This window comes from Flindersiella endophytica (genome assembly GCF_054779015.1).
Window position 1 is genome coordinate 102,664 of the sequence record NZ_BAAGYY010000006.1, and the last position, 23,392, is coordinate 126,055.

The window sequence follows — 23,392 nt, forward strand, 5'->3', positions numbered from 1 at the left end:
CGGGCGGCCCGGGCCAAGCTCCTCGCCCAGGGGTTGAGCGATCGCTTGGACGGAGGCTAGCCGAAGTTGAGCAGTTGCTCAAGCGACTGGAGGGCGGGTGGCAGCCGACGTCCGCAATTGGTACTGAGTACCAGCTGGCACTCAGTACCAAATGGAACTCGGTACCAACCGGGACTCAGTACCGGGAGGTACTCGGTACCAAATGGGACCCGGTACCGGGAGGTACTCGGTACCAAATGGGACCCGGTACCGGGAGGTACTCGGTACCAAATGGGACCCGGTACCAAACGGGACTCAGTACCTACTCCGGGACGATGTTGACGAGTTTCGGTGCACGGACGATCACCTTGCGGATGCCGCGGCCGGACAGGGCGTTGGTGACCTTCTCCGACCCCAGCGCCAGCTCGCGCAGCTCGTCTTCGCCGATCGTCGGCGGTACGTCGAACTTGTCGCGCAGCTTGCCGGCGACCTGCACGATCGCGGTCACGGACTCCTGGGCCGCCAGGGCCGCGTCGGCAGTGGGCCAGCCGGCCAGGGCGATCGTCGGCTCGTGGCCGAGGCGTTCCCACATGTCTTCGGCGGTGTACGGCGTCACCACGCTCAGCATGACCGCCAGCGCCTCGACCGCCTCACGGACGGCCGGATCGGCGCCGCCGGGACCGGAGTCGATCGCCTTGCGGATCGCGGAGGTCAGCTCCATCAGCCGGGCCACGCCGACGTTGAACTTGAACGCCTCGACGTTCTCCGTGAACTCCTGGATCGTGCGGTGCGTGACCTTGCGCAGCGCCACGTCGCCGGCAGCGAAGTCGACGCCCGCCTCCGATGAAACGTCGCCCGCCAGCCGCCACGCGCGCTGCAGGAACTTCAGCGACCCGCCCGGCGACATGTCGGCCCAGTCGATGTCCTCCTCCGGCGGGCCGGCGAACACCATCGTCAGCCGGATCGCGTCGACGCCGTAGGTCGCCAGCTGCTCGCCGAGGTCGACACCGTTGCCCAGCGACTTGCTCATCGCCTTGCCCTGGTTGATGACCTGGCCCTGGTTGAGCAGCGCGGTGAACGGCTCGGTGAAGTCGATCGCGCCCATGTCGTGGAGCACCTTGGTGAAGAAGCGGCTGTACAGGAGGTGGAGGATCGCGTGCTCCACGCCGCCGACGTACTGGTCGACCGGCAGCCACCGCTTGACCTGTTCCGGGTCGAACGGGCCGTCGGTGTAGCCGGGCGAGGTGTAGCGGAAGTAGTACCACGACGAGTCGACGAACGTGTCCATCGTGTCGCTGTCGCGGCGGCCCGGGCCTCCGCACTTCGGGCAGGCGACGTTGACCCAATCCGAAGCCGCCGCCAGCGGCGAAACGCCCTTCGGCGACAGGTCGGCACCGGTCAGGTGCGGCAGCTCGATCGGCAGCTGGTCGTCGGGGACGGCCACCTCGCCGCACGACTCGCAGTGGACGATCGGGATCGGGCAGCCCCAGTAGCGCTGGCGGGACAGCAGCCAGTCGCGCAGCCGGAACGTGATCGCGCCCTTGCCGATCTGCTGCTGCTCCAGCCATTCGGTGATCTTGCGGATGCCCTCGGTCTTGCTGAGCCCGTCGATGACGCCGGAGTTGACCAGCTTGCCCTCGCCCGCGGTCGCGACGCCGCTCTCGGCCGGGTCGGCCTCGCCGGTGTCGACGACCATCCGCACGGGGATGCCGTACGTCCGCGCGAAGTCCAGGTCGCGCTGGTCGTGCGCGGGCACCGCCATGATGGCGCCGGTGCCGTAGTCGGCCAGTACGTAGTCGGCAGCCCACACCGGGATCTGCTCGCCGTTGACCGGGTTGGTCGCATGAACGCCGAGGAACACGCCGGTCTTCTCGCGCTCGGTCGACAGCCGCTCGATCTCGGTCTCGCGCTTGACCTCTTCGAGGTAGGCCTCGAACGCCTCCCGCTGCTCCGCGGAGACGATCTCGCTTGCCAGCTTGGACTCCGGCGCCACGACGAAGAACGTCGCGCCGTAGAGCGTGTCCGGGCGCGTCGTGAAAACCGTCACCGGCTCCGAACGGCCCTCGACCTGGAAGTCGACGTAGGCGCCCTCGGAACGGCCGATCCAGTTGCGCTGCATGGTCAACACGCGCTCCGGCCACTTGCCCTCGAGCGGCGCCATGTCGTCAAGCAGGCGTTGCGCGTAGTCGGTGATCTTGAAGTACCACTGGGTCAGCTCGCGCTTGGTGACCGCGCTGCCGCAGCGCTCGCAGTGGCCCTGGATGACCTGCTCGTTGGCGAGCACGGTCTGGTCCTTGGGGCACCAGTTGACGAACGACGCCTTGCGGTAGGCCAGCCCACGCTCGTAGAAACGCAGGAACAGCCACTGCGTCCAGCGGTAGTAGTCGGGGCTGCAGCTCTCGAGCCGCCGCGACCAGTCGAACGAGACGCCGTAGCGCTTGAACGACTCGGCCTGGGTCTCGATGTTGGCGTAGGTCCACTCCGCGGGGTGGGCGTTGCGCCGGATCGCGGCGTTCTCGGCCGGCAGGCCGAAGGCGTCCCAGCCGATCGGGTGGATGACGTTGTAGCCCTGCTGGAACCAGTAGCGGGCCAGCAGGTCGCCGAAGGCGTAGGCCTCGCCGTGACCCATGTGGAGGTCGCCGGAGGGGTAGGGGAACATGTCGAGCAGGTACTTGCGCTCGCGCGTGTCCTCGGTGCCGGTCTCCGGATCGGCGAGCCGGTCGGCACGGAACGGGTCCATGCGCTGCCACACGGGCAGCCACTTGCTCTGGATGGCGGCGAAGTCGTAGGTGCTGGGCTCGCTCATGGTCTCAAGGCTCCGAAACGGATGGCAGGGGCTGAGCAGACTCTAGACAAGGAGAACCCCTCCACCCGGGAGGGGTAGCCGCGCCGACGCGGTGCGAGCTCGATCGCACCCTCTGAAGATCAGCGCGGCCTGGTAAGTACGAGGGCCATCCGCATGCACCCAGGGTAGCGCAACCGGTCTTCACCTGCGGCTGAGCCGCTCAGACCGCCGCCTCAGGTGCTCAGGTGTTCGTACAGCATCCGCCAGTCGCCGTCGCGCCGGGTGATCACGTTGGTGCCGCGGCCCTGACCGGACGCCGGTTCGCCGTCGATCCGGCCCTGCCAGGAGAAGCGGTACGTGCAGACCGCCAGCTCGGCGCTGACGGCGACCCACTCCACGTCGCTGATCTCGTAGACCTCGTCCTGGATGGTCGCGAACGTCTGCTCGATCGCGGCTCGGATCTCCTCGATCCCGCGATTGGGGTTCAGGCTGTCCTCGGAGAACACATAGGTCGCATCGGCGCAGATCAGCGGTGCGATCCGCTCGAAGTCGTGGGTGTTGGTGGCTGCTTCGTAGCGGCGGAGGAACGCTGCGAGCGCGGGCCGCGGGTCTGTCATCCGGCACACGATAGGCGCGAGCATCCCCAGCCCTGGCCGAATTAATTAATACGGGTCACCCGTAATAATTAATTCCAGCCGGGGAGCACCAGCACGCACCCGCTGACCGGTGAAGTAGGTTCGGGACCAAGGCTGTACTCGACCTGTACTCCGACCTGTGCTCCAACCTGGACTCGAACCTGTACTCGGCGGCGGATACCACCGGAGGAGACCGCATGCGCGTCAGATTCCTCGGTCCGCTGGAGGTGCGCCAGGGCGCCCAGTGGGTCCGGCTGGGCGCGCCCAAGCTGCGTTCGCTGCTCGCGGCCCTGTTGCTGCGCCCCGGCGAGGCGGTCTCGGTCGAATGGCTGATCGACCAGCTGTGGCAGGAGCAGCGGCCGCGAGGTGCCGACAACCGCATCCACGGCTACGTCTCACGCCTGCGCCGGCTGCTCGACGACCCCGACGGGCACGTGCTGCGCACCCACTCCCCCGGCTACGAGCTCGCGATCGGCCCTGCCGATCAGGACGCCGGGCGGTTCGAGCAGCTCTCCGGCGACGGCCTCGCCGCGCTGCGAGGCGGTGACGTGCCCGCGGCCAGCCGGCTGCTGCGGGCCGGCCTGGAGCTGTGGCGCGGTCCGGCGTTCACCGACGTGCCGGCGATGCCGCTCGTCCAGGCCGAGGCCGGACGGCTGGAGGAACGCCGTCTCGCCGTACTGGAGGCCCGCATCGACGCCGATCTGCGGCTGGGCGAGGCCGGTGACCTGCCCGCGGAGCTGCAGTCGCTCGTCAGCACGCATCCGATGCGGGAACGCTTCTGGGCCCAGCTGATGCTCGCGCTCTACCGGTGCGGCCGGCCGGCCGACGCGCTGGCCGCGTACCGGCAGCTCTACCGCATGCTGACCGACGAGCTGGGCACCGAGCCGAGCCGCCAGGTGCGCGACCTGCACCAGCAGATCCTGAACGCCGACCCGGCGCTCGACCTGGCACCGAGTCCGGCAACGGCCGGTCGCGAGCCCGACCGCGAGCCCAAGGCTGTGCCCGAGCCGGACCAGGAGCCGGACCCAGCGGACGACGCGGCGGCGGCCGATGCCGACGCCGAACGCCCCATCCCGCGGCAGCTGCCGGCCGACATCGCCGACTTCACCGGACGCGAGGAGGACCTGCTCCGGCTGGACGCGCTGCTCCCCGGCGACGGTGGCAACCCGCCGACCGCGGTCGTGCTGACCGCGATCACCGGCACCGGCGGTGTCGGCAAGACGGCGCTCGCGGTGCACTGGGCGCACGGTGTCGCCGACCGGTTCCCCGACGGGCAGCTCTACGCCAACCTGCGCGGCTACTCCTCCGACTCTCCGCTCGAGCCGCTCGCCGTCCTCACCCTGTTCCTCCGCGCGCTCGGCGTCGAGGCCGGCCAGGTGCCGACCGACGTCGACGAGGCGGCCGCGCTCTACCGCTCGCTGCTCGCCGACCGCAAGGTCCTCGTCCTGCTCGACAACGCCGCGCACACCAGCCAGGTGCGCCCGCTGCTGCCCGGCAGCGCCGGCTGCCTGGTGCTGGTGACGAGCCGCAGCCGGCTGTCCGGCCTGGTGGCCCGCGAGAGCGCGCAGCCGTTCGAGATCGGCCGCTTGCCGATCCGCGACTCTGTCGAGCTGCTGGCGAACGTGCTCGGTCCCGAACTGGTACGCGAGGAGCCGGAGGCCGCCGCGAAGCTGGCCGAGCTGTGCGCCGGGCTGCCGCTCGCGCTCCGGCTGGCCGCGGCCAACCTGCTGTGGGACGACCAGCAGAGCCTGGCCGACCACGTGGTCGAGCTCAGCCGGCAGGACCGGCTCGACCGTCTGCGGGTCGACGACGACTCCTCCTCCGATGCCGTCCGCGCGATCTTCGACCTGTCGTACGTCAAGTTGGACCCCGGCGAGCGCCGGTTCTTCCGGCAGCTGAGCCTGGTGCCGGGCGCCGACTTCTCCGTGGCCGCCGGCGCCGCGCTGGGCGGAGTCACGACGGCCGCGGCCCGGCGCATACTTGACCGGCTGGTCGACGGCCACCTGATCGAGCGCCGCGCGACGGGCTGGTACGCCTTCCACGACCTGATGCGGCTCTACGCCGCCGAGCGCACCGCGGCCGAAGACACCGAGGCCGAACGCGAGGTCGCGCTCGACCGGCTGGTCGACTGGTACACCGGCAACACCTACGCCGCCGTCGCGCTGCTCATCCCGGACGCGCTGCGTCTGCCGCAGTCCCACGAGATCTCCTTCCAGGCCGAGGATTTCGACGATCACCCGAGCGCGCTGGCCTGGCTGGACGCCGAGCGCGCCAACCTGCTGGCCGCCGTCCACGCGCTGGCCGACCGGCCCGGCCCGAGGGTCTGGCTGCTCGCCGACGGGCTGCGGCCCTACCTCCACCTGGCGCGTTTCCTGCCGGAGTGGATGGAGGTTGCCGAACTCTGCCTGCGGGCCGCGAAGCGGCAGGGCGACGCCCACGGCCAGGCCGCCGGGCAGTTCAGCCTGGCGCAGGCGAAGTACCACGCGGGCGACTACGCCGGAGCGCAGCTCGGCAGCGAGCGCGCGCTGGAGCTGGCCCGGGAGGCCGGCTGGGCCGAAGCGGAGCTGAAGTCGCTGAACCTGCTGGCGATCGGGCACCTGCAACAGGGACAGGTCGATCGTTCGGTCGAGTGGCTCGAACGCGCCCTCGTACTGGCGCGCAAGCTCGGAACCAGCGAGGCGATGTTCCTCGGAAACCTGGCGATCGCCTACACCCGTACCGGCCAGCTCGAGCGCGCGATCGACTACCACCGGCAGAACCTCGAGCTCGCGCAGCGGCTTGCCCGGTCGTCCGGATCGCCACGGGACTTCGACGTGGCGATCGGGCACATGGACCTCGGTGAGGTCTACCGCCTGCGCGGCGACCTCACGCTGGCGCGCGAGCATCTGGCGCAGGCGCTGGAGATTCACCGCGAGCTGGGCTCGGAGTTCGGCATCTTCGCCACGTCGTACAGCCTCGCGGTCACCGACCTCGACGCCGGCGCCTTCGAGCAGGCCAAGGCACACGCGGAGACCTGCCTGCGGATCACCGAGGAGACCGCCGAGCACCAGATGGAGATCGACCTGCACCTGCTGTACGGCGACCTGGCCGAGCGCACCGGCGACTTCGCCAACGCCTACCGCGACTACGCGCGGGCGGCGCAGCTCGCCGAGCAGGCCGGCAACCACTACGAGACGGTGATCGGCCAGATCGGCACGGCCGCCGCCCACCTGGGGCTCGGCCGGCTGGACGAGGCGTCGTCGACGGCTCGGACGGCGGCTGCCGCGGCGCAGGCGGCGGGCTACCGCCTGCTGGAAGGGCAGGCGAGGGTGGTGCTGGCCCGCGCCTACGCCGAGGCCGGCGAGCTCGGCGACGCTCGTACGACCGCGGCGCAAGCCCTTGCCCTGCAAGCAGAAACCGGCCACCAACTGGGCGAGGCACACGCGCTACGCCTCCTCGGCGACCTCGCCGAACGCGACGGCGACGCCGACACCGCACGCCAGCACAGGGAACGCGCGTTCACCATCTTCACCGCCGTCGGCGCGCCCGAAGCCGCCGAGCTGGAACCACTGCTGCGAAGGGCCTGACCGTCCACCGCCGTCCCGGTCTGCCGGCAGCGAACAGCTCCCGAAGCACCGCATACAAGGGATCGCTGCCGCAATTCATCATTCACCCAGCCCGCAGACCCACCGACTTCGACCTCACCAGCACCGGATCGGCACAGCGGCGGAACAGCTGCGGCTCGGCGAGCTGGACGAAGCGTCGTCGACGGCCAGCGCGCGTGCCTGCTGGTCGAGGTCGGTGCGGGCCTCCCGGATCGCCACGACGACGTCGCCTCCGAGTGCGGCAGCACTCGGCGCACGATAGATGCGTGGGTCGATCCGCAGCGAGTACGCCGACAACCGCGGCAACCAGCCCGTTCGCCGACCCACCGTACCCCTGGAGCGCGGCCACGGCCACGCAGTACTTGCTCACGCTGACGGAGCTTCGCGCCCTCGTGCCGCAGCTCGTCAGCGCCCCGGGCGTCGAGCCGGTTGATCAGGATCGTCCAGGTCAGCGCGACCGCGAGCGTCAGTGCGACATCGACGAGGAGCAGCATCCAGCCGACGATGCGGGCCCGCGCGCTGATGCCCCGGCCAGGCGAGGGCTCAGTCGTCGAGGCCATCGTCGTCGCCGTCGTCGCCCGGATCGCCAGGATCGCCCGCGTCGTCATCGTCGTCGCTGCCGGGTGGCGTGGGCGGGGGCACCTCGCTGCCGCCGGTCTCCCGCTGCGTCGGCCGGGTGGTCCGGCCAGGGGACGCCGGTGTGGTCTCCGGAGCCGGAGTGGTCGCGGTGTCCTGGGGCACGACGATTCGCTCGCCGAGGTCTGGTGGCTGGTCGGCCGTCGTCGCGATGACGCCGCCGATCACCGGCACGCCGACCAGACCGGCGCCGAAACCGAGTGCGACGAGAGCTGTTCCGCATTCCTCGGAGCTTGCCCGAACCGGGCAAGCCCGAGGTGAGCCGCGGATGAGAAAGTTCTCATCATGCGTGCCACGAGAACGCTCCTGACGCTGGCCCAGCTCGGCCGCGCCCATTGGCTCTTCGGCAACCTGTACGAGGCCGTCGCCCGCATACCGGAGCGGCTGTCTGAGCCTTCCGATGCGAGTGGCGCCGACCCGCGGCCGGCCTCCATGCTCGGAAAGGGCAGCCCGGCGCGCTACTACCTGCCCGGCATCCCGGTCACGTTCGGCGCCACGATCGCCGCGCTGGCCACCGGCTGGAAGGCCCCGGCCGGCGGGCGGGGCTGGCTGATCGCCTCCACCGCGTCCACCCTCGCGGGAGCCGCTGTGACCGTGCACCTGGTGAGGAACGTCAACTCGAAGCTGTTCGTCGCCGGGCCGCCGCTCAGTGCGGAGGAACGGCAGGCGCTGCTGAAGAAGTGGCACCGGCTGAACGCCTGCCGGCTCGCGGCGGCCGCGGCCGGAATGCTCACCGCCGAACGTGCCCGCGGCCGCCGCTGAGGCACAAATGACCGAGCACCCATGGTCATTTGTGCCTCAGCAGCTGCACAAACGGGCTGCTCAGCCCTGGCAGTTCCAGCGGACGACGGCCGTCCCGTTCTCGTCGTAGTCGTTGCCGTAGGCGACGTCGTCGTCGGTCAGCGCGGCCGGGCCGCCCGAGCCCATCACCGGATCGTTGATCGGCAGCGAACGCGGCTCCGCACCGGCGGCCACGAACACCGGTCCGGCAACACCGTCGAGGTATCCGGTCACCGAGCCGTCGGCGTTGATCGCGGTCGGGTTTCCGGTGGCGCCGCCACGGAACGTCGAGACCTCGCCGGTAGCGGCGTCCCAGATCAGGATCGGTGCCGTGCTCCCGCTCACCTGGAGGCCGATAACCCGCCCGGACCGGATCGATGTTCCGTTGGTCTCCGCGCCGGACTCCAGGCCGGCGAGCAGCCGCCAGGTGCCGTCGGGGTACCAGACGATCGCCGAGCGGCCGCTGATGCCGGTGTTCCCGTCGTCGTACCAGACCGTGCCGAGCACCGTGCCGTCCTCGTCGATGTCCTGGACGGTGACAGTGTTGCGGTCGCTCGGCATGCCCAGCACGGTGAGCGAGTTGTCCGCGTTCCACACCGCCGGCAGCGTGCGGCCGGTGGCCGGGTCGTCGACCCGTCCCGCGATCTGGCCGGCCGCGTTGATCGCCGACGCACTGACATCGACGTACGGCGCACGCCCGGGCAGGCTCACGAACTCGCCGTCACGGTAACGCCAGCCGACGTACCGCCCGGTCGCCTCGTCGTAGTCACCACCGGCGATCTCGCCACCGGCGTTGACGTCCGTGGGCCCGAACGCGAGCCCTCGGGTCGCCAGGTCGGACACCACTCCACCGTCCCAGCGCAGCAGGTGGGTGCGATCCTCGGCATCGCGTGCCGTGCCCACCTGGAAGCGGCCGGACGGATCGGCGGACGCGAGACTGGCCGAGGTGTACCCCACCGGAACCGGCAGTTCCGATCGCGGGCACGCCGAACCGGCCTGCGCCGAGACGTCCGGTGCGACCTGCGCGACCGCGGTGGAGACGGGTACGACCGCCCCGAAACCCGCGGCGGCGACCGCCACCGTGGCCAGGCGTACCCGATACGAAAGCTTCATCTGACTCCCTCCCGACAAACCGGACCCGGCGGGCCCGGCAGGGAGATGATGCACTTTCGCGCTCTCACCACGCTCACACCGCGCTATCGGCCGCGTGAGCGCCCTGGAGCTACTGCGCGCGCACCTGGTCGATGTCGAACTGGCCCGGGCTGAACCACACGTAGACCGCGTGCACTTCGCCGAACTCCGCCGAGTCGCACGACATGTCGGTCAGCAGGTCGAACTCGGCGGTGATCGACTGGTTCGGCTCGATCCAGCCGAACGACGACTGGCACCACGTCCAGTTCGGCCCGACCTGGATCGCGACGCTGCGAGACGTTCCGGCCGCACCCGTCTGGATGTCGAACGCGAGCTTCGCCTTGCCGCCGAGGTCGATCCCCTCGGGGTAGGTCCGGCCGAACCAGCCGCCCGCCACGCCGTCGACGTGCAGGCCGAACGATCCGTCGGTGTGGAACGCGGCGGTCTGCTCGACCGTGCCGGCATCGGTCTGCCAATCGCCGGGCGCCCAGCCGTCAACGCCGTCCTCGAACGACGCGATCCGCACCGGCGCGCCCGGCTCCGGCTGCACCGTCACCGAGAGCCCTGCGACGTTCGACAGCCTTCCGCGCCGGTCGAGGACGGTGTACGAGGCGGTGACCCGGCCGTCGAAGCCCGCAGCAGGCGTGAACGTCACGACGCCCGCCGCGCCGGCCGCGAACGTACCGCCGCTAACGGCGATCGAGCCCTGCCGTCCGGCCGCCGCCGGGTCGAGGTCGACACTGCCCGGCCGGATGTCCGTGCCGTAGGCGATGTCGTTCGCCACCACCGGCAACGTCACCGCAGTCTCGAACTCCGTGACCGCCGCGTCGGAGTCGGCGACAGGTGGGAACGTACGGCCCGTGCCACGGATCAGCGAGCCCGCGTTGGTGAGCGTCCGGCACACCGGGCTCGGGCAGTAGACCGTGAAGCCGTCGTAGTCGGGATACGGTGTGCCGTCGTCCTGGACGCCGGACAGGATCCAGTAGAGGAAGCCGGTGCCGCCGGCCGCGATGAACGCGTCGGTCCACTCGCGGTAGACCGGGTTGCGGATCGCCTTGTTCGCGATGCCGAACTCACCCAGCATCACCGGTTTGCCGATCCGCCTGGCGTCGCGGACGTGCCGCGTGATCCAGCCGGTCCCCCAGGCGGCGTCCTTGCCCCAGCCGTCGGGATAGAGGTGGTACGACATCACGTCGACCGCCGGCAGCCGGGTGAGCGCGAGCGAGTCGACGCCCTCGCCGCAGTTGAGCGTCCAGTCCGAACTCGCCGGGTCGTCGCAGTAGAAGCCCTCGTCGCCGACGCTCGCCAGGTGCTTGTGGTCGATCGACTTGATGTGGCGGGTCATCTCGTCGGCCCAGGTGACCACCGTCTTGGTGGTGCAGGTGCTCGACTGCGGGTAGACGCCGGAACCCTTGCAGCGCGGCTCGTTGCCGAGCTCCCACGTCATCACCGTCGGGTCGTCCTTGTAACGAACACCGGTGTAGCTGTTGACGCGGTTCAGCACGTGGCTGATCCAGTCCTTGTACCAGCCGCGGATCACCGCATCGGTGTAGAAGTCGTCGTGGTACTGCCCGCCGCGCCAGCGGACGTACTGGTCGATGCCGCCGAAATCACGCCAGTTGTTGGTGAACGGGATGACCAGCTTGATGCCGGACTGCCTGGCCTTGTAGAGAACGTAGTCGAGCTTCGCGAGGCCGTCGTCGCCGTCGTTGTATGCCGGCCTGGTGCCGTTCCAGTACTGGAAGTAGATGCCGTCGACCTTGCCGTGGACGGAGTCACTGCCGTCCTGGTTGCCGATGTCGAGCCAGCCCCACGTACGCAGCACGGTGAACCCGGCGGCCTTCGCGTCGGCGAACACGTCGTCGACCATCAGCGGGGACTTGTACATGAGGTAGTAGTTGTTGGAACCGTTGAACCGGAACGGCTTGCCGTCGAGCTTCAGTGTCGCGCCGTGTCGCGTGACGAAACCGCTCGACGCGCTTGCCGGTGCGGAACCGAAGCCGAGACTCAGCAGCGCAATTGCGGCCAGGACCGCGACGAAACGTCTGCGCATCGGGACGCGCCCTCCCCAGAGCTATGAGGTTGTGCTGCGCCCGGCCGGTTCAATACAGATGTCTAGCACAGATTCAGTCCGCGAGATGTCGCAACAACGCGAGCAGCGCACCCCGCTGCTCGTCGTTCAGGCGCTCGACCTGAGCGATCAGCGCGTCGCGCTTGCGGCGGCGTACGGACAGCAGGATCCGGCCACCGTCGTCCGTCAGCGAAACCAGCGTCGCACGACGATCGCCGGGGTCGGGTGCCCGTGCGACCAGGCCGACAGCCTCGAGACCGTCGATGGCCGACGTCGCCGACCGCGGGACGATGCCGAGCCGCTCGGCCAGCTCGCTGACCCGGAGCGCACCCTCGGCGTGGTGCAGTGTGCGCAGCACGCGCAGCTGACCCGGCGTCACACCGAGATCCTCCAACTGCTCCTGCGAAGCCCGGCGCTGCCGCCGCACGATCCCCTCCAGCAGAGCAGCGATCTCCTCGGCGGGCGTCTCGTGGCGATGGTGGTGCCGCATGCATCGAGTGTACGCGTTATTTGGAGGTTGGCTCATAGCGAGGTAACCTCTGTATTCTGTCAACGACAGTCATGCAGCCGACAGCTTGGAGGGCAACTGGATGAGCTTGGGTCAGGGCGCCGGGCAAGGGCGTGCGATGCGTTCGTTCCTGCGCGACGAGGCGGTGAAGGACCACAAGCTCGCACCCGGAACGGTCCGCCGCATCGTCGGCTTCGCCAAGCCGTTCCACCGGCTGATCGGCGCGTTCCTGCTGCTGATCGCCGCCGACGCGGCGATCGGTGCCGCCACTCCCCTGCTGTTCCAGAAGATCATCGACGAGGGCATCGCCAAGCACGACACAGGTCTGGTGTTCGCGCTCGCGGGCGTGGTCGCGCTGTTCGCGCTGGCCTCGGCGGCGGTGACGCTGACCCAGCGGTTCTGCTCGTCCCGGATCGGTGAAGGGCTCATCTACAACCTGCGCACGGCGGTCTTCGACCACGTCCAGAACCTGCCCGTGGCGTTCTTCAGCCGCACCCAGACAGGCGCGCTGATCCAGCGGCTCAACGGCGACGTGCTCGGTGCGCAGCAGGCGTTCACCTCCACGCTGTCCAACGTCGTCAGCAACCTCCTCACGGTCGTGCTCGTGCTGGCCGCGATGTTCGTGATGTCGTGGCAGATCACGCTGCTCGCGCTGGTGCTGCTGCCGCTGTTCATCCTGCCGGCGAAGCTGATGGCGCCCCGGCTGCGGCGGATCGTGGCCGAGCGCTATCGGCTCAACGCCGAGATGGGCCAGACCATGAACGAGCGCTTCAACGTCGCGGGAGCCGTGCTGGCGAAGGTGTTCGGCCGGTCTGCCGACGCGTCCGGGGAGTTCGGCGGGCGAGCCGCGCGCGTCCGCGACATCGGTGTCACCGAGTCGATGTACTCCGGCATCTTCCGGGTCTCGCTCGGGCTGGTCAGCGCGCTGGCCGTGGCGCTGGTCTACGGCGTCGGCGGCGCGTTCGCCGTCGAGGGTGCGCTGGGCGTCGGCACCGTCGTCGCGCTCACCGCCTATCTCAACCGGCTCTACGGCCCGCTCACGGCGCTGTCCAACGTCCAGGTCGACGTGATGACCACGCTGGTGAGCTTCGAACGCGTGCTGGAGGTGCTCGACCTGAAGCCGATGGTGGCCGACCGGCCGGGTGCCGCCGTGTTCCCGCGCGACGCCGAGCCGGTCGTCGAGTTCGACCGCGTGTCGTTCGGCTATCCCGCGGCAGCTCAGGTCTCGCTCGCCTCGCTGGAGTCCGCGGCAACGCTCTCCAACGACCCCGGCGCCGAGGTCCTGCACGAGGTCAGCTTCACGGTTCCGCGGGGCTCGATGGTGGCGCTCGTCGGCCCGTCCGGTGCCGGCAAGTCGACGATCACCTCGCTGGTGCCGCGGTTGTACGACGTCACAGGCGGCGCGGTGCGGATCGGCGGGCACGACGTCCGCGACGTCACGCAGGAGTCGCTGCGCCGGGCGATCGGCGTGGTCACCCAGGACTCCCACATGTTCCACGACACGATCCGCTCGAACCTCTTGCTGGCAAGGCCGGACGCCACCGAGGCGGATCTGGTGGAGGCACTGCGGGCGGCCCGGATCTGGGATCTCGTGGCGTCACTGCCCGACGGGCTCGACACCGTGGTCGGCGACCGGGGCTACCGGCTGTCGGGCGGCGAGCGGCAGCGGCTGGCCATCGCCCGGCTGCTGCTCAAGGCGCCCGCGATCGTCATCCTCGACGAGGCGACCGCCCACCTCGACTCCGAGTCCGAAGCGGCCGTGCAGCAGGCGCTGGCGACCGCGTTGGAAGGCCGCACCTCGCTGGTCGTCGCGCACCGCCTGTCGACCGTACGCGACGCCGACGAGATCCTCGTCCTGGAAGAGGGACGGCTGATCGAGCGCGGACCGCACAGCGAGCTGCTCAGCGCCGGCGGCCTCTACGCCGAGCTCTACAAAACGCAGTTCGAGCCTCAGGCCGACGTGCAGCCGGCCTGAGGTCCCCGGGGCCGGCCCTCCACGTCGCCTGCTCCGTCCACGCCGATCGGCTTCGCGACCTGCCCGCCGACCCCGGCGACGCACGCCGCGCCAACTGGACCGACGGCCTCGTGCTCGTCATACTCGCGAAGAACAACTTCGTCACGCGTGAAGGAAGGCCTCTGGTTGTGGAGTGGAGCTGTCTGAGAACCGCTCCATCAACCTGGAGGCCTTCGTTCCCACGCCAACGCAGCCTTGACCCCGCGTGCCCGGCTTCGGTTGGCGCGTCTGATCGAGGACGGCTGGCCGGTCGCGCAGGCGACCAAGGCGTTTCAGGTGTCCTGGCCCGCGGCAAGCGGGTGGGCTGATCGGTACCGGGAACTTGGTCGGGGTATCGGCGTGGAGGGCATGCAGGATCGCTCCTCGCGGCCGCATCACAGCCCGACCAGGACGCGGCAGCCGGTGGTGCGCAAGATCGTGCACATGCGGTGGAAACAGCAGCTGGGGCCGGTGCTGATCGCCGGCCGGCTGGGCTTGGCCGCCTCCACGGTCCACGCGGTGCTCAAGCGGTGCCGGATCAGCCGGCTGTCCCACATCGATCGCTGTACAGGTGAGCCGATCCGCGCTACGAACACCCGCATCCGGGTGCGATGTTGCAGGTGGATGTGAAGAAACTCGGCAACATCCCCGACGGTGGCGGCTGGCGCTACGTCGGCCGGGGTCCAGAACGAATGTCACCGCGAGGCCACCGCCAACCGCACCGGTAACCGCAACACCCGCTACGAGCCACGGGCCGGCACAGGGTTCGTGCACACCGTTATCGACGATCACTCCAGGGTCGCCTACGCCGAGATCCACGATGATGAGACTGCAGCCACCGCGATCGGCGTGCTGCGCCGGGCGGTGGCCTGGTTCGCCGACCGCGGGGTCACCGTGCAGCGGGTGTTGACCGTCAACGGGTCGGCCTACAAATCACACGCCTGGCGCGACGCCTGTCTTGACCTGGGCATCACCGCGAAGAAGAGCCCGCCCGTTCGACAGCCCGGCGAGCCGAGCTGACCGAGCCGGCCCGCCACGTCCTGAGCCGGCTCGATCTGCTGGAACAGCGCCCGGCACCGCTCGAGCCCGCTCGCACCGCGGGCTGGTGGGAGTACACCGATCTGCCGGACGGCTGGGCTCAGCGCCCGCCATTCGTACGAAGGTGCCCCTCATCCAACCGGTTCGCGTGAGGGGCACCTTCGTGCGGTTCGGTCGCCGGGCCGGCCTCAGCTGAGACCGAGGACGGCCACCATCAGCGGCAGCAGCAGGATGATGAGGATCGCGCCCGCGACGTCGAACGAGGCGCCCGAGCGCACCATCTTCGTGATCGGCACGCGGCCCGAGCCGTAGACCACCGCGTTCTGTGGTGTCGACACGGGCAGCATGAAGCCGAACGAGCACGCGAACGTCGCCGCCAGCGCGGGTACGAACGGGTTGACGTCGGCTCCGACCGCGATCGAGATCACGATCGGCACGACCACAGTCGCCGACGCGGTGTTGCTGGTCGCCTCCGACACCAGGATCGCCAGCAGCACGCCGAAGACCGTCAACGTGACGATCGAACTGATGCCGAACGTGTCCGCCGCGCCGGTGCCGATCGTCTTGGCCAGCCCCGAGCTGTTGAGCAGTGAGCCGAGGATGATGCCGGTGCCGAACAGCAGGATCGTGCCCCAGTCGATCTTCGCGGCGTCGCTCCAGCCCATCGTGAACTTGCGTTCGGACCACTTGACCGGCAGCAGGAACAGCAGCGAAGCGGCGAGCACCGCCACCATGCCCTCGTCGAGCGTCTCCTTGATGTTGTCGTACGCGGCCGAACCCGTGCCCGCGATCACGCCGACGATGCCCGGTGTCAGCCACAGCACCACAGCCACGCCGAACGCGATCAGCGTGTTGCGCTCGGCGCCGGACAGCTTGCCCAGCTTTGCGCGCTCCTCCGCGACGTACTCCTCGAGCCCGTCGAGCCGCTTGACCTCCGGCCGGTTGAGCGCCAGCAGGACGAGCACGAGCACGACGAACATCACCGCGCAGATAGGGATCGCGGTCGCCATCCAGTCGAAGAAGCTGATCGGCTTTCCGGTGGCCTTCTCGATGAAGCCGCGGCCGATCAGGTTGGGCGGCGAGCCGACCGGTGTGAGCAGCCCGCCGACGCTCGCGCCGTACGCCAGCATCAGCAGCAGGGCGACCGAGGTCCGCCGGATCGTCGACCGTCCGCTCGCTCCGGCGACGGTGTCGAGGATCGCGATGGCGGTCGGAAGCAGCATCGCGACGGTCGCGGTGTTGGACACGAACGCCGACAGCGCGCAGGTGATCAGACCGAACGCGATGATCGTGCGCGTCGTGGAGTTGCCGACACCCTTGATCGCCAGGATCCGGAACGCGAACCGGCGCGCGAGCCCGTGCGTCAGCATGGCCTGGGCGATGATGAACGCACCGATGAACGTGAAGATGGTCGAGGATCCGAACGGCCCCAGCACGTCGTCTGCCGGCGCGACGTCGAGCACCACGGCGGCCACCACACCGATCAGGCCGCCGACAGGTAGGGGTACGGCTTCGGTGACCCACAGCACCATCACCATGAGCAGGACGGCCGCGAGCCGGTGCTGCTCGCGTTCCAGGCCGGATGGCAGGATCAGGAAGAGCACCAGCAGGGCCGGTGCGAGGAACAGGCCGACGGTCTTGCGACCGCGCTCGAAGCGCTCCTCCCGTTCGGTGAGGACTTCTTCGCCCAGCATGTGCAGCTCCTTTCGCTTGTCGCGTTTCCCAGAGCCTTCTCGGCACACACCCCTTGCGCCGTAGTCGAGCACAAACCGACCGGCACGTCGAGGGTTTGGGCGAAAAGGGCACCGATCGGACAGCAAGACTCCTTACGAACCGCTGACGTCCGGCTCGGCGTGCCGGTCGGCGCCGTTCGGAGCTCCTAGGGTGAGCGCATGCGGATCCGACTTGCCCTCCTCGCGATCGCGACGGGGACGGCCCTCGCCCTGGCCGGCTGCGGCGACGCCGGCACGACCCGGACGGCCGCCGGCCCGACCACGGAACCGGCGTCCAGCCGGCCGGCGGCCAGCCCGACCGCGAGCTCGCCGGACTCCGAGCCGACTGACACTGCGTCTGCCAAGGCAGCCAAGCCCGTGCCGGAGTCGCTGCGGTTCAAGGCCACCACGGTCGACGGCAAGCCGTTCGACGGGAAGACACTGGCCGGAAAGCCAACCGTACTGTGGTTCTGGGCCGCCTGGTGCCCGAAGTGCCGCAGCGCCGCACCGGACGTCAAGCAGGCGATCGACGAGTTCGGCGGCGAGGTGAACGTCGTCGGCGTTGCCGTCAAGAGCGACCCCGGGCCCATCCAGGACTTCATCTCCGACTACGACTTGTCCGGCATCACGCACCTGGCCGACGGAAGCTCCACGCTGTGGTCGAAGTACGGCATCACGTACCAGGATCAGTACGTCGTCATCGACGAGAACGGGAAGATCGTGCACACCGGTGAGCTCAGCGAGCAGGAGCTCACCGACCGGCTGAGCGAGCTGGCGGCCTGACGGCATGGCCGATGCGCCGTTCGGCCTCGCGCTGGCGGCGGGCATGCTCGCGGCGGTGAACCCCTGCGGGTTCGCGCTGCTGCCCGCCTATCTCTCGTTCCTCATCCTCGGCGACCAGGAACGACCAGTCGGCCGGGCGACCGCCGTCGCGCGGGCGCTCGTGCTGACGGCCGCGATGACGCTCGGGTTCGCCGCGGTGTTCGGCCTGTTCGGTCTGGTCATCGCCCCGGTGGCGGGATCGATCCAGCAACACCTGCCCTGGTTCACGATCGGCCTGGGCATTGTGCTCGCCGGCATCGGTGCCTGGCTGCTGGCCGGCCGCGCCATCCCCGGACTCCGGCTGCCGAGCCGCGAGCCGAAATCCCAAGCCGGCAAGGCGATCACGCGTTCCATTCCGTCGATGGCGGCGTTCGGCGCCTCGTACGCGATCGCCTCGCTCGGCTGCGCGATCGGCCCGTTCCTCGGCATCGTCGTGGCGAGCTTCGACGCCGGCTCCGTGCTCGCCGGTATCGGGCTGTTCGTGACCTACGCGCTGGGCATGGGCCTGCTGGTCGGCGTCGCCGCGGTCGCGATCTCCCTTGCGCAGAACACGTTCGTACACAAGCTTCGCCGATTCACGTCGCTGGTGCCACGGGTGGCCGGCGGACTGCTGGTGGTCGTCGGTGCGTACGTCGCCTACTACGGCTGGTACGAGGTCCGCGTGTTCAGCGGCGCCGACGTCGACGACCCGATCGTCACCGTCGTGGAGAACGTGCAGGGCGAGCTCGCCGGCTGGCTGGACAGCCTGCTGAGCACCATCAGCCTCGCCGCACAGTGAGCGTGTTCGCGACCGCCTCGGCGGCCTCCCGCAGCCCGGCCACAACCTGGTCGATCGCATCGGCGGTCAGCCGTCCAACCGGAGCGGTGAGGCTCAGCGCCGCCGGAACCGGCGCACCGTAAAGGGGTACGGCCAGGCAGGCGCCGCCCTCTTCGTTCTCGCCGCGATCGCGGGCGTAGCCACGCCGCCGGACGTCCTGCAACTCGCGCAGGAACGCCGCCAGCTCCGTGATGGTCGTGGCGGTACGAGGCGGAAGCCCTTCCAGACGTGCGATCCGGCGGATCTCCGGCTCCCTCAACTGCACGGCGATGGCTTTCCCCAACGCGGTCGAGTGAATCGGGTCGCGTGCGCCCGTACGCGCGTTGAAGCGGATCGCGCCGGTGTCGGACGCGACCTCCAGATAGCTCACGCCGTTGGACTCCAGCACGCCGAGGTTCACCGTCGCCTGGAAGGTCTCGCGCAGCGAGAACATCCACGGCCGGACCGCGGCGACCAGCTGCACGATCTGCTGAGGTCGCATCACCTGCAGGGAAAAGGGAATCCGGTAGGTGTCCACCGCCGGTCCCCGTACGACGTACCCGCGGTCGATCAGCGTCATGATGTACCGCAGGACAGTGGTTTTCGGTATCTCGGTCTGCCGCGCCAACTCGGTCAAGCTCAACCCGTCGACGTGGGAGGCCAACGCCTCCATCACGTCGAGTAACCGGTCAGCGGCACGTACTCCTTGCGACGACGCCCCCTGGTCGGCGTTCACCGTCTCCCCGTTTCTCCCGTTGTCCCCCGTGTAGTGCCCCCGGACAGCTGGTGGTGGCCAGGCTGCGTCGAGGCAAGCCGCACCGCCCCCTCTCACGAATGCGCGGGCTGAGGCCCCCTCCGCGCAGCCGGTTTCTGGGAGGCGTTTCGCCCGGTACGGTTCGCCGATCGACGGTCAGGCCGCCCATCCAGCTGTCCCGGCAGAGGTTGCCCCTGCCGTCTCCGCCCAACGGACACACGGTCTGTCGAGCGGACAAACAGTCTCAGCATCCAGCTTACGGATCGTCAAGAAAGCTAGTCGAATAGTCCGCCTGGCGGAACAAGCCTGCCGATTTTGGCCACCGCCTACTCGTGGGTACGCCTGCACGCGCCGATTCGTTGTGCTTGAAGGCGCTTCGCACTCGTCCAGCCCGCGACGTCACCGCTTGGGCCACTGCCAAGGCGGATGGTCGAAACTGCCCCGCCCCTCGATCCGGGTCTCGCCGAGGTCCTTGACCAACTCGATCCTGGTCGGCTCGGCGACCTCCGAGAGCGCGTCGATCAACTGGTGCGAGTGGCTCACGACGACGACCTGAGTGTGTTCCGCGCCGGTGGCGATCAGCTTGGACAGCGGCCGGATCAGCTCCGGGTGGAGGCTCGTCTCCGGCTCGTTGAGTACGAGGAGTGCGGGCGGTCGCGGGGAGAGCAGCGCCGCGGTCCACAGGAGATAACGCAGCGTCCCGTCGGAGAGCTCGGCCGCACCGAGCGGGCGCAGCAAGCCGGGCTGACGCAGCCGTACCTCGAACAGGGCGCCCTCGATCCCGATCTCCAGCCGGCTGCCGGGGAAGGCCGCGTCGATCGCGGCCGAGAGTGCCGCCTCGTCGCCGATCTCGCGGATCGTCTGGAGCCCGGCGGCAAGGTCGGCGCCGTCGTGAGCGAGCACGGGAGTACGGGTGCCGACCCTGATCTGCCGGGCCGGCGCGCCCGCGTCGGTGCGGATCTGGTCGTAGAACCGCCACGACCGGACCCGCTCGCGAAGCGTGAGCAGCTCGGGAGCGCGCTGCGGGTCGGTGTACTCGCTCAGCATGCTGTCGAACGGTCCCACCGAGTCGGCCAGGGTCGACCACGTGCGCCCGTCGCGGATCCGCAGCATGGTGCCGGCTCGCTCGACCAGCAGGGTCGACGGCCGCAGGATCGGGCCGGCCCACACCGCCTCGCGCTTCACCAACGGGTCCAGGTGGAACACCGAGTCGGTCGGCAGCGGCAACCCGAAGTCGATCGCGTACCCGAGGTCGTCCTCGGCGAAGCCCAGCCGCAGGGCCACCGGGCCGCGCCGCACCGTTCCCTGCACCGGCCGCTCGCCCGCCCGCATCGCCTTGCTGATCGTCTCCGGCCCGGCCCAGAGCGTTGACGGAAGCCCGCCCTCGCGGGCCAGCGCGGCCACGGCGCCGTTCCGCGCGGAGTCCGCCAGCAACCGCAGGGCGCGGTAGAGACTGGACTTGCCCGTGCCGTTGGCACCCGTCACCACGGTCAGCGGGCCGAGTTCGACGACCAGGCTCCGCAACGAGCGGTAGTTCTCCACGGCCAGGCACGAGATCACCCGAACACGCTACCCAGCCCCACCATCCGAATTAATTAATACGGGTGACCCGTATTAATTAATTCGGATGCCGGCGGGACTACGCATCGTCGGTGAGAACGGTGTACAGCGTGAGTTGCAGGCCGCCGGGCGCCTCCAGCCGGACGTTGCGGTGGTTCCACGGTGTCACGGTGTCAGGCGCGAGTTGCTCGGCGCCGGCCTCGGCCATCCGGCCCGCGGTCGCAGCCGAGTCGTCGACCTGGAGGGCCACGCGTACGGGTCCGGCGACGCGGCGGCCGACCTCGATCTCGTCGACGTGCGCCGCATGCTTCTCGTCGAGGATCTCCAGCGTGGCCCGGCCGGCGGAAAGGACGGTCACCACGCCCTCCTCCGAGTCCTCCGAGCCCCATTTCTCGACCTCGGGCAGGCCGAGTACGTCGCGGTAGAAGCGCAGGACGGCGTCGTAGTCCCGGACTGTGATCGCGAGCCGGAGCTCGCGCACGGGGGATTGTGGTGCGGTCATGACAGACAGCATGGCGCATCGCCCCGGTGTACGGTACCGTTTCGTACACCTAGATCACGAACGGAGCGCCCGACATGAGCCCATGGACCCCCGACGACATACCCGACCAGTCCGGCCGCGTCGCGATCGTGACCGGTGGGTACAGCGGCATCGGATATCCCGCGTCGCTCGAGCTCGCCAGGCACGGCGCGCACGTCGTCATCGCAGGTCGCAGCGCGGGCAAGGGCCAGGAGGCGATCCAGCGGGTCCAGGCCGAGGCGCCGGGATCCAGCGTGGAGTGGGCCCAGCTCGACCTGTCGGACCTCGCTTCGATCCGCACGTTCGCCGAGGAGTTCGCGGCCAAGCACGACTCGCTCGACCTGCTGCTCAACAACGCCGGCATCGCGTTCGCGCCGCCCGGCAAGACCAAGGACGGTTTCGAGATCGTTCTCGGGACCAACCACTTCGGCCACTTCGCACTGACCGGGCGGCTGCTGCCGCTGCTGCTCGCCGAGCCGGACGCCCGGATCGTGACGGTCGCGAGCGACATCCACGAGATGCCGCGGGCCAAGCTCGACTTCGACGACGTCCAGTTCGAACGCGACTACAAGCGGGTCACGGCGTACGCCCGGTCCAAGCTCGCGAACCTGCTGTTCTCACAGGAGCTGCACCGCCGGTTGACAGCCGCCGGGCAACCCCAGCGCAGCATCGCCGCGCAGCCCGGCATGACCGCGACCAACCTCGGCCCGCGTCCGCCCGGCAACTTCATCGTGCGGGGCCTGCTGAAGCTGATCGCCAACTCCGCGGAGACCGGTGCGGCGCCGACGTTGTACGCCGCGACCGCGCCCGACGCGCAGGGCGGGGAGTACTTCCAGCCGCAGAAGCGGAACGGCCCGCCCGTACGCCACACGGCCAAGCCGTGGGCGTACGACGAGGAGTCGGCCAAGCGGCTGTGGGAGATCTCCGAGGACCTCACCAACGTATCCTTTGAATTCGGAAGTACTCGACGATAGAGGTGCGTGCGTGGCATTTGACCCAGACCGTGAAGGGGCGATCCTGGACGCCACGCTCGAACTGTTGGGTGAGCACGGCTACGAGCGCATGTCGATCGACCAGATCGCGCGCCGGGCAGGTGCGAGCAAGGCCACGATCTACCGCCGCTGGTCCGGCAAGGCACAACTCGTCACCGACCTGGTGTGCCAGCGCATGCACACCGAGAGCCAGCCCGTGCCCGACACCGGCTCGCTGCGAGCCGACCTGCTCCTGCTGTGCCAGGCCTACCGCCGTGCGATCGAGCGCAAGCTGCCGGTCGTTCTCGGGCTGCTGCCCACTCTCGTCTCCGATCCGGAGCTCGCCGACACGTTCCGGCAGAACGTGCCCCAGCCGAGCGTCGAGCACCTCGGCGCCGTGCTGGAGCGGGCACTGACGCGCGGAGAGATCAGGCAGCCGGTCGAGCCCGGCGAACTGCACTCCGTGCTCGAGGCGGTGGTGTGGCACCGGATGCTGCGGGCCGGCGAGGCGCTCGACGACGACTTCCTACGGGCGGCCGTCGACCGTACGCTGCTGCCGTTGCTGCACGCGTGGGGTGCCGGAGAGGGAGCCGCGGACGCTACAGTCCCGGCATGATCGGAACCCTCCAATGCGTGGTTCTCGACTGCCCCGAGCCGGCTGAGCTGGTCCGGTTCTACCACGCGCTGGTCGGCGGTGAGGTCGACCGGCGCGACCGGCGCTGGGGCCTGAGCGCGGACTGGGCGACGCTGCACCTCGAGACGGGGCTCGTGCTCTGCTTCCAGGGTGTCGCCGACTACCACCCGCCGGCCTGGCCGGACCCGTCGCGGCCGCAGCAGTTCCATCTTGACGTCGGCGTGAGCGACCTGGACGCAGCCGAGCGCGAGGTGCTCGCCGCGGGCGGGAAGCTGCTGGATCCCGGCGACGGCAAGCGCAGCTGGCGGATCTACGCCGACCTGGCCGGGCATCCCTTCTGCTTGGTCCGGGAATAGGGCCTGGCGCTATCCAGATCACCCATTGTCAATTTCACCTTGCCGAAAGGCAGGGCAGACTTGACGTTACGGGTGTTTTCGTTCCACTCTTGACACAAGGCGCGACAGGCCGTACCTCCGAAATACG

19 protein-coding genes and 1 pseudogene are annotated in these 23,392 nt (G+C 69.5%); 9 read left to right on the forward strand and 11 right to left on the reverse strand.

The window, feature by feature from the left end:
* Positions 1 to 301 precede the first annotated feature (301 nt).
* Both leuS and ACYVF6_RS04090 read right to left on the reverse strand, forming a co-directional pair.
* Positions 302 to 2,785: a leucine--tRNA ligase gene (gene leuS / locus ACYVF6_RS04085; protein ID WP_460515856.1), complete on the reverse strand. Its 2,484-nt coding sequence runs from the start codon at positions 2,783 to 2,785 to the stop codon at positions 302 to 304.
* 212 nt (positions 2,786 to 2,997) lie between these two features.
* The gene (locus tag ACYVF6_RS04090; protein ID WP_460515858.1) at positions 2,998 to 3,381 is read right to left on the reverse strand and encodes a YybH family protein; all 384 of its coding nucleotides are present in this window, start codon (positions 3,379 to 3,381) and stop codon (positions 2,998 to 3,000) included.
* A 215-nt stretch (positions 3,382 to 3,596) separates the two neighbouring features.
* Here ACYVF6_RS04090 and ACYVF6_RS04095 point away from each other — a divergent pair, with 215 nt between their 5' ends.
* On the forward strand, positions 3,597 to 6,965 hold the full coding sequence (locus ACYVF6_RS04095) for an AfsR/SARP family transcriptional regulator (protein ID WP_460515860.1): 3,369 nt from the start codon (positions 3,597 to 3,599) through the stop codon (positions 6,963 to 6,965).
* Positions 6,966 to 7,079: 114 nt separating this feature from the next.
* On the opposite strand, the gene ACYVF6_RS04100 is transcribed toward ACYVF6_RS04095, so the two are convergent.
* Both ACYVF6_RS04100 and ACYVF6_RS04105 read right to left on the reverse strand, forming a co-directional pair.
* Complete coding sequence (locus ACYVF6_RS04100) at positions 7,080 to 7,310, reverse strand: hypothetical protein (RefSeq protein WP_460515862.1); 231 nt, start codon at positions 7,308 to 7,310, stop codon at positions 7,080 to 7,082.
* Between the two features lie 216 nt (positions 7,311 to 7,526).
* On the reverse strand, positions 7,527 to 7,793 hold the full coding sequence (locus ACYVF6_RS04105; protein ID WP_460515864.1) for a hypothetical protein: 267 nt from the start codon (positions 7,791 to 7,793) through the stop codon (positions 7,527 to 7,529).
* A gap of 111 nt (positions 7,794 to 7,904) precedes the next feature.
* Between ACYVF6_RS04105 and ACYVF6_RS04110 the strand changes: the two genes are divergently transcribed.
* On the forward strand, positions 7,905 to 8,381 hold the full coding sequence (locus ACYVF6_RS04110) for a DUF1772 domain-containing protein (protein ID WP_460515866.1): 477 nt from the start codon (positions 7,905 to 7,907) through the stop codon (positions 8,379 to 8,381).
* Between the two features lie 60 nt (positions 8,382 to 8,441).
* Here ACYVF6_RS04110 and ACYVF6_RS04115 read toward each other — a convergent pair whose 3' ends face one another.
* The 3 genes from ACYVF6_RS04115 to ACYVF6_RS04125 all read right to left on the reverse strand — a co-directional run bounded on the left by ACYVF6_RS04115 (position 8,442) and on the right by ACYVF6_RS04125 (position 12,091).
* Complete coding sequence (locus ACYVF6_RS04115; RefSeq protein WP_460515868.1) at positions 8,442 to 9,512, reverse strand: hypothetical protein; 1,071 nt, start codon at positions 9,510 to 9,512, stop codon at positions 8,442 to 8,444.
* 109 nt (positions 9,513 to 9,621) lie between these two features.
* The gene (locus ACYVF6_RS04120; protein ID WP_460515870.1) at positions 9,622 to 11,583 is read right to left on the reverse strand and encodes a cellulase family glycosylhydrolase; all 1,962 of its coding nucleotides are present in this window, start codon (positions 11,581 to 11,583) and stop codon (positions 9,622 to 9,624) included.
* A 73-nt stretch (positions 11,584 to 11,656) separates the two neighbouring features.
* On the reverse strand, positions 11,657 to 12,091 hold the full coding sequence (locus tag ACYVF6_RS04125) for a MarR family winged helix-turn-helix transcriptional regulator (protein WP_460515871.1): 435 nt from the start codon (positions 12,089 to 12,091) through the stop codon (positions 11,657 to 11,659).
* Positions 12,092 to 12,191: 100 nt separating this feature from the next.
* Between ACYVF6_RS04125 and ACYVF6_RS04130 the strand changes: the two genes are divergently transcribed.
* Positions 12,192 to 14,084 (forward strand): ABC transporter ATP-binding protein, encoded by a 1,893-nt coding sequence (locus ACYVF6_RS04130; RefSeq protein WP_460515873.1) that lies wholly within the window; start codon positions 12,192 to 12,194, stop codon positions 14,082 to 14,084.
* 216 nt (positions 14,085 to 14,300) lie between these two features.
* A pseudogene (locus tag ACYVF6_RS04135) lies at positions 14,301 to 15,119 on the forward strand (DDE-type integrase/transposase/recombinase); the annotation flags it as partial.
* Positions 15,120 to 15,328: 209 nt separating this feature from the next.
* Here ACYVF6_RS04135 and ACYVF6_RS04140 read toward each other — a convergent pair.
* Positions 15,329 to 16,834: an SLC13 family permease gene (locus tag ACYVF6_RS04140; protein ID WP_460515875.1), complete on the reverse strand. Its 1,506-nt coding sequence runs from the start codon at positions 16,832 to 16,834 to the stop codon at positions 15,329 to 15,331.
* Between the two features lie 198 nt (positions 16,835 to 17,032).
* Between ACYVF6_RS04140 and ACYVF6_RS04145 the strand changes: the two genes are divergently transcribed.
* Together ACYVF6_RS04145 and ACYVF6_RS04150 are read left to right on the forward strand one after the other, a co-directional pair.
* On the forward strand, positions 17,033 to 17,635 hold the full coding sequence (locus tag ACYVF6_RS04145; RefSeq protein ID WP_460515877.1) for a TlpA family protein disulfide reductase: 603 nt from the start codon (positions 17,033 to 17,035) through the stop codon (positions 17,633 to 17,635).
* Between the two features lie 4 nt (positions 17,636 to 17,639).
* On the forward strand, positions 17,640 to 18,452 hold the full coding sequence (locus ACYVF6_RS04150) for a cytochrome c biogenesis CcdA family protein (RefSeq protein WP_460515879.1): 813 nt from the start codon (positions 17,640 to 17,642) through the stop codon (positions 18,450 to 18,452).
* Here the strand turns inward: ACYVF6_RS04150 and ACYVF6_RS04155 are convergent.
* The 3 genes from ACYVF6_RS04155 to ACYVF6_RS04165 all read right to left on the reverse strand — a co-directional run bounded on the left by ACYVF6_RS04155 (position 18,433) and on the right by ACYVF6_RS04165 (position 21,286).
* Complete coding sequence (locus ACYVF6_RS04155; protein WP_460515881.1) at positions 18,433 to 19,206, reverse strand: IclR family transcriptional regulator; 774 nt, start codon at positions 19,204 to 19,206, stop codon at positions 18,433 to 18,435. The genes ACYVF6_RS04150 and ACYVF6_RS04155 overlap by 20 nt on opposite strands.
* Before the next feature lie 417 nt (positions 19,207 to 19,623).
* The gene (locus ACYVF6_RS04160; RefSeq protein ID WP_460515883.1) at positions 19,624 to 20,784 is read right to left on the reverse strand and encodes an AAA family ATPase; all 1,161 of its coding nucleotides are present in this window, start codon (positions 20,782 to 20,784) and stop codon (positions 19,624 to 19,626) included.
* A gap of 79 nt (positions 20,785 to 20,863) precedes the next feature.
* Entirely contained in the window at positions 20,864 to 21,286 is a 423-nt protein-coding gene (locus tag ACYVF6_RS04165; RefSeq protein WP_460515884.1) for a VOC family protein, read from the reverse strand.
* A 74-nt stretch (positions 21,287 to 21,360) separates the two neighbouring features.
* On the opposite strand from ACYVF6_RS04165, the gene ACYVF6_RS04170 reads away from it, so the two are divergent.
* From ACYVF6_RS04170 to ACYVF6_RS04180, 3 genes are read left to right on the forward strand one after another with little or no spacing between them, the layout of a single operon-like run.
* A complete protein-coding gene (locus ACYVF6_RS04170; protein WP_460515886.1) occupies positions 21,361 to 22,278 on the forward strand; it encodes an SDR family NAD(P)-dependent oxidoreductase in 918 nt (305 codons plus the stop codon).
* Between the two features lie 10 nt (positions 22,279 to 22,288).
* The gene (locus ACYVF6_RS04175) at positions 22,289 to 22,891 is read left to right on the forward strand and encodes a TetR/AcrR family transcriptional regulator (RefSeq protein WP_460515888.1); all 603 of its coding nucleotides are present in this window, start codon (positions 22,289 to 22,291) and stop codon (positions 22,889 to 22,891) included.
* The gene (locus tag ACYVF6_RS04180; protein WP_460515890.1) at positions 22,888 to 23,265 is read left to right on the forward strand and encodes a VOC family protein; all 378 of its coding nucleotides are present in this window, start codon (positions 22,888 to 22,890) and stop codon (positions 23,263 to 23,265) included. The genes ACYVF6_RS04175 and ACYVF6_RS04180 overlap by 4 nt, the downstream gene beginning before the upstream one ends.
* Positions 23,266 to 23,392: the final 127 nt, after the last annotated feature.

Bases quoted from the DNA above. Each gene is read 5' to 3' on its own strand.
- leuS (WP_460515856.1), bottom strand. From the start codon at position 2,785: ATGAGCGAGCCCAGCACCTACGACTTCGCCGCCATCCAGAGCAAGTGG.
- ACYVF6_RS04090 (WP_460515858.1), bottom strand. From the start codon at position 3,381: ATGACAGACCCGCGGCCCGCGCTCGCAGCGTTCCTCCGCCGCTACGAA.
- ACYVF6_RS04095 (WP_460515860.1), top strand. From the start codon at position 3,597: ATGCGCGTCAGATTCCTCGGTCCGCTGGAGGTGCGCCAGGGCGCCCAG.
- ACYVF6_RS04110 (WP_460515866.1), top strand. From the start codon at position 7,905: ATGCGTGCCACGAGAACGCTCCTGACGCTGGCCCAGCTCGGCCGCGCC.
- ACYVF6_RS04115 (WP_460515868.1), bottom strand. From the start codon at position 9,512: ATGAAGCTTTCGTATCGGGTACGCCTGGCCACGGTGGCGGTCGCCGCC.
- ACYVF6_RS04120 (WP_460515870.1), bottom strand. From the start codon at position 11,583: ATGCGCAGACGTTTCGTCGCGGTCCTGGCCGCAATTGCGCTGCTGAGT.
- ACYVF6_RS04125 (WP_460515871.1), bottom strand. From the start codon at position 12,091: ATGCGGCACCACCATCGCCACGAGACGCCCGCCGAGGAGATCGCTGCT.
- ACYVF6_RS04130 (WP_460515873.1), top strand. From the start codon at position 12,192: ATGAGCTTGGGTCAGGGCGCCGGGCAAGGGCGTGCGATGCGTTCGTTC.
- ACYVF6_RS04140 (WP_460515875.1), bottom strand. From the start codon at position 16,834: ATGCTGGGCGAAGAAGTCCTCACCGAACGGGAGGAGCGCTTCGAGCGC.
- ACYVF6_RS04145 (WP_460515877.1), top strand. From the start codon at position 17,033: ATGCGGATCCGACTTGCCCTCCTCGCGATCGCGACGGGGACGGCCCTC.
- ACYVF6_RS04150 (WP_460515879.1), top strand. From the start codon at position 17,640: ATGGCCGATGCGCCGTTCGGCCTCGCGCTGGCGGCGGGCATGCTCGCG.
- ACYVF6_RS04165 (WP_460515884.1), bottom strand. From the start codon at position 21,286: ATGACCGCACCACAATCCCCCGTGCGCGAGCTCCGGCTCGCGATCACA.
- ACYVF6_RS04170 (WP_460515886.1), top strand. From the start codon at position 21,361: ATGAGCCCATGGACCCCCGACGACATACCCGACCAGTCCGGCCGCGTC.
- ACYVF6_RS04180 (WP_460515890.1), top strand. From the start codon at position 22,888: ATGATCGGAACCCTCCAATGCGTGGTTCTCGACTGCCCCGAGCCGGCT.